The sequence below is a fragment of the Streptomyces sp. SID3343 genome (genome assembly GCF_009865215.1).
Classification (GTDB): domain Bacteria; phylum Actinomycetota; class Actinomycetes; order Streptomycetales; family Streptomycetaceae; genus Embleya.
Map to the genome: position 1 here is coordinate 1 of NZ_WWJX01001127.1, position 5,800 is coordinate 5,800.

The following is a 5,800-nucleotide window of genomic DNA, read 5'->3' on the forward strand; positions in this document are numbered from 1 at the left end:
CCGCCCCCGAGCCGGTCACCGCCGCCGGTGGCAGGCCCGCGCCCCCCGCCCGCCCCGCCGCGAAGCCCTCGCCCGCCGAATGACCCGCGTCCGGCTCAGTCCCGATCGCACACGAAGATCGCCGTGCCCGGGAACAGCCGCCCGCGCAGCGGACTCCACCCGCCCCACACCGATTCGAGGTCGTCGGGCCACTCGGGCTCGACGAGGTCGGTGAGCCGGAATCCGGCGCCGACCACCTCGCGTACCCGGTCGCCGAGCGTGCGGTGCTGCTCGACGTAGGTGGCCCGACCGGTGTGGTCCTGTTCGACGTAGGGCGTCGTGTCGAAGTACGACGTGGCCGCGGTCAGTCCCTCCGGCCCCGGCTCGTCGGGAAACGCCCAACGGATCGGATGGGTGATCGAGAAGACCCACCGCCCGCCGGGCCGCAAAACCCGATACACCTCGCGCATGATGCCCGCGCCGTCCGGGCTGAACGGCAGCGCGCCGTACGCCGAGAACGCGAGGTCGAAGCTCGCGTCGGCGAACGGCAGGCGCGCCGCGTCGGCCTGGACGACCGGCACTCGGGTGTCGTGCTCGGCGTCCAGCCGCAGCGAGTGCTGGAGTTGGCGGATGGACAGGTCGAGTGCGATCGGGTGCGCGCCGCGCGCGAGCAGCCGGCGCGAGCACTGCGCCGCGCCCGCGCCGACCTCCAGCACGCTGCGCCCCTCGACCTCGCCCAGCAGGTGCGCGCGGTCCTCGTCGAGTCCCTCCGGGCACCACACGAACCGCGCGTCGCCGAGGAAATCGCCGTGTTCGACCTGATACTCGTCGGCGTTGGCGTCCCACCAGTGGCGTCCGGCGCGCACGCTCTCCACGATGCCGACTTTGCGTCGTACCGCGTCGTCGTCGAGGTCGTCGTCGTCGACGTACGGTGCGGACAGTGACGAGTGCCGGCCGTACGGGATGGGGTTGTTCACGGGTCTCCAGAGACTGCGGCGGGCACGGACGCGCGTAGGGTACTCCCTTCGGGGCGTCCCGCTTGACCCCATGCATCCGGTGCGCGTTGACCGCACCCGGTCGGCCCCGTATGCTGCAAGTTGCGCCGCGGGCCTGCGTGAACTCAGACGGAGCAGGTCGCGCTCACCTTTGTCGATCCCACGCCATCCTCTTGCATGGTCGTAGGCGTACGGGGGCGAAACCGGGTCCTGAAGCGTGCTTGAAAACGACTTCTGTCCGTACCCGGAGCCCTAACCCACATGACGAGCAGCACCGAGGCCACGCCCAGCACCACCCCGCAGGTGGCGGTCAACGACATCGGCTCCGAGGAAGACTTCCTCGCAGCGATCGATGAGACGATCAAGTACTTCAACGACGGCGACATCGTGGATGGCGTGATCGTCAAGGTCGACCGGGACGAGGTCCTGCTCGACATCGGTTACAAGACCGAAGGCGTCATCCCGTCCCGCGAGCTTTCCATCAAGCACGACGTGGACCCCCACGAGGTTGTCACCGTCGGTGACCACATCGAGGCCCTCGTTCTCCAGAAGGAGGACAAGGAAGGCCGCCTGATCCTCTCGAAGAAGCGCGCTCAGTACGAGCGGGCTTGGGGCACCATCGAGAAGATCAAGGAAGAAGACGGCATCGTCACCGGTACCGTCATCGAGGTCGTCAAGGGTGGTCTCATCCTCGACATCGGCCTCCGCGGCTTCCTTCCGGCCTCGCTGGTCGAGATGCGTCGCGTGCGTGACCTCCAGCCGTATGTGGGCAAGGAGCTCGAAGCCAAGATCATCGAGCTGGACAAGAACCGCAACAACGTGGTCCTGTCCCGCCGTGCCTGGCTCGAGCAGACCCAGTCCGAGGTGCGCCAGACGTTCCTCACGACCCTGCAGAAGGGTCAGGTCCGCACGGGCGTCGTTTCCTCGATCGTCAACTTCGGTGCGTTCGTGGACCTCGGCGGCGTCGACGGTCTCGTGCACGTCTCCGAGCTGTCCTGGAAGCACATCGACCACCCCTCCGAGGTTGTCGAGGTCGGCCAGGAAGTCACCGTCGAGGTTCTCGACGTCGACATGGACCGCGAGCGTGTCTCCCTGTCGCTGAAGGCGACGCAGGAAGACCCGTGGCAGCAGTTCGCCCGCACGCACCAGATCGGCCAGGTCGTTCCCGGCAAGGTCACCAAGCTGGTCCCGTTCGGCGCGTTCGTCCGTGTGGACGAGGGGATCGAGGGCCTGGTCCACATCTCCGAGCTGGCCGAGCGCCACGTGGAGATCCCGGAGCAGGTCGTCCAGGTCGGCGACGAGATCTTCGTCAAGGTCATCGACATCGACCTGGAGCGTCGCCGCATCAGCCTCTCGCTGAAGCAGGCCAACGAGGCGTTCGGTGCCGACCCGGCCACGGCCGAGTTCGACCCGACTCTCTACGGCATGGCCGCGACGTACGACGACTCGGGCAACTACATCTACCCCGAGGGCTTCGACCCCGAGACCAACGACTGGCTCGAGGGCTTCGACAAGCAGCGCGAGGAGTGGGAGAAGCAGTACGCCGACGCCCAGACGCGCTTCGAGTCGCACCAGCAGCAGGTCGTCAAGGCCCGCGAGGCCGAGGCCGAGGCCGTTGCCGGCGAAGCCGCGGGTGCCTACTCCTCGGGCGGTGACGTCGAGGTCGAGGACGACACCACCGGTGGCGCCCTGGCGTCCGACGAGGCTCTCGCCGCGCTGCGCGAGAAGCTGGCCGGCGGCCAGAGCTGATCTCCGCTCTCGCACCCGAGGCGGTTTCGCTCGTCGATGTGGTCCGCGCTGGGACCTAGGCGGATCGAAAGGCTCCACCACCCTTCGGGGTGGTGGAGCCTTTCGGCTTTTCCACCGGCGGGCGCCCGGTCCCACTAGGGTCGAAGTCGTTCGCACGGGCAGCCGGGGGAGGGCGCGGCGTGTACGTATCGGCCGGTCGTCCACACCTGTCGAGTCCGCGGTCCGAGGTCGCCGCCGGGCGTGGCGCGGTGGTCACCGGCAACGTGGTCGCGCTGGGCATGGTCAGTCTGGTCACCGACGTCTCGTCCGAGATGGTCACCGCGGTGCTGCCGGTCTACCTGGTCACCGGGCTGGGTCTGACGATGCTTCAGTTCGGCTTCCTGGACGGGCTCTACTCCGGCGTGACGGTGTTCCTGCGGCTGGTCGGCGGGCACCTCGCGGACCGGTTCTCGGCGCGCAAGCGGGTTGCCGGGGTCGGCTACGCGATGTCCGCGGTCGCCAAGCTGGGGTTGCCGCTCGCAGGGGCCTCGGTGCCCGGGATCGGCGCGGTGCTCGCGGCGGATCGGGCGGGCAAGGGGCTGCGGACGGCGCCGCGTGACGCGTTGATCTCGCTCTCCAGTACGCCCCAGGCGCAGGGCCGCGCGTTCGGGGTCCATCGCGCGCTCGACACGATCGGGGCGTTCGTCGGGCCGCTGGTGGCGTTCGTGATCCTCGCGGCGGTGGGGACCGCCTACGACGCGGTGTTCGTGGTGAGCTTCTGTGTCGGGCTGGTCGGTGTCGCGATGCTCGTGTTGTTCGTGCGCGACCACCGCGACCCGCTCGACACCGACAAGGTCGGGTGGCGCGACGCCCTTCGGTTGTTGCGGGATCGGCCCTACCGCAGGCTGTGCGTGGTCGCGGCGTTGCTGGGCCTGGTGTCGGTGAGCGACGCGTTCGTGTATCTGCTGCTGCAGCACCGGCTCGACCTCGCGCCGCACCGGTTCCCGCTGCTGCCGCTGGGCACGGCCGGGGTGTACCTGGTCCTGGCGATACCGATCGGGCGGCTCGCGGATCGCGTCGGGCGGCGGCGGGTGTTCCTGGCCGGGCACGTCGCGCTGCTGGGGGTGTACGTGCTGGTGGGCGGTCCGGTCGGCGGGACGGTGTTGCTGGTGGCGGTGCTCGCGTTGCACGGGGTGTTCTACGCGGCGACCGACGGGGTGTTGTCGGCGGCGGCCGGGGCGCGGCTGCCGGCGGCGGGGCGCGCGGGCGGGCTCGCGGTGGTGCAGACGGGGCAGGCGACGGGGCGGTTCGCGTCGTCGATGATCTTCGGCGCGCTGTGGACCGCGTGGGGGCCGCAGGCCGCGATCCGGGTGCTTGCGGTGGCCCTCGCGGTGGGGGTGGCGGTGTCGATGTGGGCGCTCGCGGATCGGCGGACGAGGGTGCCCGATGGCGGTTGAGGCGCCCGTGGAACCCGCGGTCACCAAGCGGCGGATGCTGGTGTTCGGTCTGGTGCTGGCCCTGCTGGCGAGCGTGGCGATCGGATACACCCGGTACGCGATCCGGCGCGAGGACCACAAACTGCACGGCGGCGGCGGCACCGCGCCCGGCCCGGTGGCGTTGACCCTGGACGGCGGGCCGCGGCTGCTGTTTCGCAGCACCGAGTCGGGGCCCGGCTACGGACACCTGGCCACCGTCGCGGCGGCCGACCCGGGCGGGCCGCGGCTGGTGGGGGAGCGCTCGTGCGAGCGGGTGTACGCGGCGGGCGGCACGGCGGTGTGCCTGACCGTCGAGGGCGGGGTGCTGCGGCACAACGTGGCGCTGATCCTGGACGGGCAACTGCGCCAGGTCAGGCGGGTCGAGCTGGAGGGCACGCCCAACCGGGCGCGGGTGTCGGCGTCGGGGCGGATGGCGTCGTGGACGGTGTTCGTCTACGGCGACTCGTACGCGGCGGCCACCTTCTCCACCCGTACCTCGATCCTGGACACCGGCACCGGTGAACTCGTCGCGAGTCTGGAGGACTTCACCACCACCCGCGACGGCAAGGAACTCAAGGCCCCCGACCGCAACTTCTGGGGGGTGACGTTCACGGCCGACGACAACGTGTTCTACGCGACGCTGTCGCCGGTCACGACGGGGCGCACGTATCTGGTGCGCGGGGACGTGCGGGCGCGCACGATGACGGTGCTGCGGGAGAACGTCGAGTGTCCCTCGATCTCCCCCGACGGGACGCGGCTGGTGTTCAAGAAGAAGGTGTCGCAGAGCACACGCAACCCGTGGCGGCTGCACGTGCTCGACCTCGCGACGATGGTCGAGACGCCGCTCGCGGAGACGCGCAGCGTCGACGACCAGGCGGTGTGGACCGACGATCACACCATCGCGTACGGCCTCCCCGGCGGGTCGGGCGCGGCGACCGACGTGTGGTCGGTACCGGCCGACGGCAGTGGTGCGCCGGCGCGGATCGTGGCCGGCGGGTTCTCCCCGACGCCGCTGCGCTGACCGCCGGGACGGGGCCGCCCGCGGTTCTGGTTCGAACTCGTGGCGAGCCGGGCGTTGTGCCCGTCAGGGATCACTCGCGCATCGAGCCGGCATCGCATCGGCGGCGGGTGTGCCACAGTTCCGTCACGAACGCCCCGTTGGGTTACGTCAGTCGCACCCGTTTGGCAGGTTCGGATGCGACGAAAGGCCCGGTGGGGGTACTCCGGGTCGCTCGCCGTTGGGGACCTGCCACGGGAGACGCGGCTCGGGGGCCGTTCACGGTTCGCGTACTCTGATCCATTGGTGCCCAGCGCCGGGCTTGCATGGAAGTGGCCCGTGTGGCGGTCGAACTTCGACCGCCGAGCACGTCGGCCCCCGGACTTCGGGGCAGGGCGCCCCCACGACTTGCGGTGAGGAATGAGGGTATCGATGGCCTTTGGCGGAGCGTTCGCCACCGGACAGGTGGTCAAGGCGGTCGGCTCGACCGACGTCGCCCTGTACCGCGGAGTGCGCGGACGAACCGGGCACCCGGTCGTCCAGCGCACGAGCAAGGCCCTGTCCTTCGCGGGCGAGCACGCCGGGGTCTGGCTCGCCGCGGGCATGGTCGGCGCCGCGGTCGACCG

The 5,800-nt window shown here is 70.5% G+C and carries 4 protein-coding genes and 1 pseudogene; 4 read left to right on the forward strand and 1 reads right to left on the reverse strand.

Annotated elements, in window-relative coordinates; all coding sequences use genetic code 11:
• Positions 1-95: 95 nt before the first annotated feature.
• On the reverse strand, positions 96-956 hold the full coding sequence (locus GT354_RS35525; RefSeq protein WP_346012329.1) for a class I SAM-dependent methyltransferase: 861 nt from the start codon (positions 954-956) through the stop codon (positions 96-98).
• Positions 957-1,235: 279 nt separating this feature from the next.
• On the opposite strand from GT354_RS35525, the gene rpsA reads away from it, so the two are divergent.
• The 4 genes and pseudogenes from rpsA to GT354_RS35545 form a co-directional block, all read left to right on the forward strand.
• Complete coding sequence (gene rpsA, locus GT354_RS35530; RefSeq protein WP_161360508.1) at positions 1,236-2,723, forward strand: 30S ribosomal protein S1; 1,488 nt, start codon at positions 1,236-1,238, stop codon at positions 2,721-2,723.
• A 179-nt stretch (positions 2,724-2,902) separates the two neighbouring features.
• Positions 2,903-4,159 (forward strand): MFS transporter, encoded by a 1,257-nt coding sequence (locus GT354_RS35535; protein WP_346012330.1) that lies wholly within the window; start codon positions 2,903-2,905, stop codon positions 4,157-4,159.
• Positions 4,149-5,198 (forward strand): hypothetical protein, encoded by a 1,050-nt coding sequence (locus tag GT354_RS35540; RefSeq protein ID WP_202512662.1) that lies wholly within the window; start codon positions 4,149-4,151, stop codon positions 5,196-5,198. The genes GT354_RS35535 and GT354_RS35540 overlap by 11 nt, the downstream gene beginning before the upstream one ends.
• Before the next feature lie 408 nt (positions 5,199-5,606).
• Positions 5,607-5,800 (forward strand): annotated as a pseudogene (locus tag GT354_RS35545) (phosphatase PAP2 family protein); the annotation flags it as partial.